The sequence below is a fragment of the Caldicoprobacter faecalis genome (assembly GCF_900115765.1).
Lineage (GTDB): Bacteria > Bacillota > Clostridia > Caldicoprobacterales > Caldicoprobacteraceae > Caldicoprobacter > Caldicoprobacter oshimai.
Genome location: NZ_FOXR01000073.1, coordinates 1 through 2715 on the forward strand (window position 1 = coordinate 1; position 2715 = coordinate 2715).

Below are 2715 nucleotides of genomic sequence, written 5' to 3' on the forward strand. Positions count from 1 at the left end.
TTTTTGACTGTTTCATAATAGGTATTTTTATCCATAATTACCAGCCTCCTTTGTGATTTTATTATACACCAGACACAATTTTATTTTAACACCCAAGCATATCGGTTGAGCTTGTTGCGAGTGAAGATGGGGACAGAAGAGTACAGAAGAATAGCGAGTCAAAGAGCCGGGATAGAGGGTATACCATCAGTACTGAGGAGGAAATACAAAGTGGACTTTATGCCGGTAAGGGGATTATTGCGTTCAAAATTGTGGTTTGGGTTTAAGATAGCAGCCATGAATTTCAAGAGTTTACTGAAATGGATAAAGAAGGATCCGAAGAACAGATTAACTCCTTCTTTTTTACATTCATTTTTATATTTGTGTTCATCGGTTTGGTTGTTTTTCGACAATAGGTTTAAGAAATTTTATTTAGAACCGATACTTTTTGTGGGATAATCATCTAATAATATTTTCTTTAATTCCTCTCTATCTGGTATTTCTAGTTTCTTGTTTTTATACTTGAGATCCATTATATGAATGGATTTAGTTACAGGACTATTTATATCTCCTTTATTTAAAATATTAGATTCAGTTGTTGATGAAATAAGAACATCATTCTGGGAAGCAAATGCTGTAGTACTAAACAGAACAAGGATTAAAACGGTTAAAACCAACACTCTTTTTGTTTTTACTTGCATTACCCCTCTAAAATTTCATATACTCTCGTTTAAAGACAACTTAATCGCATGATAAATAACGATATATGTTAGACAAGATCATTACTATCACCCCTTTCTAAACTTGATAAAATGTACTTTTAGGTTTTCTGTCAAGGATGTCATCTTTGAGATAATAATTAGCAAATCTATATTTGGTAAAAACAGGATTTTATTATAAATTTTTGTTAATATCAGTAATATTAAATTAGTTACTGTTTTTTTATTTTATCAAATAAACTATTCCAAGCTATTATGGCAGGCATACATATTATAACGCCTAATACAACTATTGAAATATGAAAAGCTTTTAACATCCAAACAAAGTGCTCCATTAGATATGAGCCACCTCCATCTGATATGAAAAAATCTGATGTTATGAAGTAGGAAAGCTTGGGTGCATTAAATATTAATACAAGGCCAATAGCAAATTGAAATAGTATGAATACTTTCTTTGTTGGCATTTTAGATCCTCCTTACTATTTTGTAATTATAGCTAGAGAAACAAAATATATGGGTGTCAGCATAGAAAAAGCCATTTATAAAAATTGGTTTATTCAATAGACAATAGCTCTTAAATATAATATTAACGGATATTCATTGTCTGAATTGTAAGATAATTATTCTCCCTTAATTACTTCTTGAAAGACATCTTTCATCATAAAAAATCCGAATCATCTAGCCTTATTATAATACTATTTGGCTGCTTTGACCATCATCATGATACTAGCAATAGCACCTGCAACCATTGCTATAATAGCAGCCAATGCTACCCAAAATACAGCCATTAATCTCCAACTCCTTGCCTTGTCTAAAACTTAAATAAATTACACCACGATAGAGAGAAAAAAGACGCTACATGGAAATTCATTTAGTTCTATCTCTGTTTCTTGTTCGATTACCACATCGGCTACAATTGCCTTTATTGGTTGTATCCCTTCATTCAACGTATTTGTATATTTTATTTCCCATTGTATATGAACTTTAATAGGACTTCTTTTACTCGATTCTCTATTACTTCATAGGTTCAATAATCACCCACATATTGGTTTTCATTTTTCTTTAGGAGAACATCCAAATATTAGTAATAATATAGTTAAAAACAAACTACCCATGAACAATAATTTTTTCTCATCCTTTGTTCTTTCCCCTTTTTGTGTATTAGAATTTTTTGATTATTGCATAATATGCTACTTAAATACAAAAAATAACCAGAAGAAGCACAATCTTTTTTAAGTTTTTATTTTTTTAATATTCTATTATCATTAAGTATTGCCCATATATAAGCAGGTCCTCTTACTAAATTATTAATTTCACCAGGACCTTTAATAGGCATTTTATCATAAGCCTTTTTAATATCACTTTTAGATAATATATGATTAGTTCTACTCGTTAAGATCCCATTATTTACCACCCTATATGTAAACTCTATCCCTGTCTTCGTTTTAAAAATTTGTCCTTCATTAGAAACAATTCGATTCCATATTTAATCAAATGAAATGATTTCCATTGTTACCCTCCTAACAATTTATCTTTTTTTAATTAGTTCTTTAAGTAGTTAATAATCTCTTTAAGCTTTCCTTCTTTATCTTCTGAAGTTTGAGAAAAACTTTTAATTTTAATATGCAATTTGCTTATGTAAATACTTGGTCGCTTTACCTCATAAAAACAAATCTACAATAATTTCCTTTTTAATTAAATCATAATATACATTTGCATATATGTCAACAAAATCTACCTACAAAATATAAGTTCGGTTCGTTGTAAAATTAAATGCAACACCAAAAAAATAATAAGGCCATAGTAAAAAATCCTCCTGTATGATATAGATATCCAAAACAAACTAATCATACAGGAGGTTCACTATGGCTAATTACAATTGTACCACAAAACGTTGCTCTTTTAAACACCTAAATGCTTATGAAAGAGGAAAAATTGCTGCTCTGCTTAAAGAAGGCAAAAGCATCCGTTACATAGCAAAACAGTTGGCTAGGGCTCCTAGTACTATCAGTAGGGA

General features: G+C 29.9%; 4 protein-coding genes. 2 read left to right on the forward strand and 2 right to left on the reverse strand.

Annotation, left to right across the window (positions count from 1 at the left end; translation table 11 throughout):
- Positions 1-126 precede the first annotated feature (126 nt).
- Entirely contained in the window at positions 127-438 is a 312-nt protein-coding gene (locus BM241_RS12025; protein ID WP_084054604.1) for a transposase, read from the forward strand.
- On the opposite strand, the gene BM241_RS12310 is transcribed toward BM241_RS12025, so the two are convergent.
- Together BM241_RS12310 and BM241_RS12030 are read right to left on the reverse strand one after the other, a co-directional pair.
- A complete protein-coding gene (locus BM241_RS12310; protein WP_025746805.1) occupies positions 408-680 on the reverse strand; it encodes a hypothetical protein in 273 nt (90 codons plus the stop codon). The two genes, BM241_RS12025 and BM241_RS12310, sit on opposite strands and share 31 nt — an antisense overlap.
- Before the next feature lie 230 nt (positions 681-910).
- Positions 911-1162 (reverse strand): hypothetical protein, encoded by a 252-nt coding sequence (locus tag BM241_RS12030; protein ID WP_092282900.1) that lies wholly within the window; start codon positions 1160-1162, stop codon positions 911-913.
- Between the two features lie 1401 nt (positions 1163-2563).
- Between BM241_RS12030 and BM241_RS12035 the strand changes: the two genes are divergently transcribed.
- A partial coding sequence (locus BM241_RS12035; RefSeq protein ID WP_092282901.1) for a helix-turn-helix domain-containing protein occupies positions 2564-2715 on the forward strand: 152 nt, incomplete at its 3' end.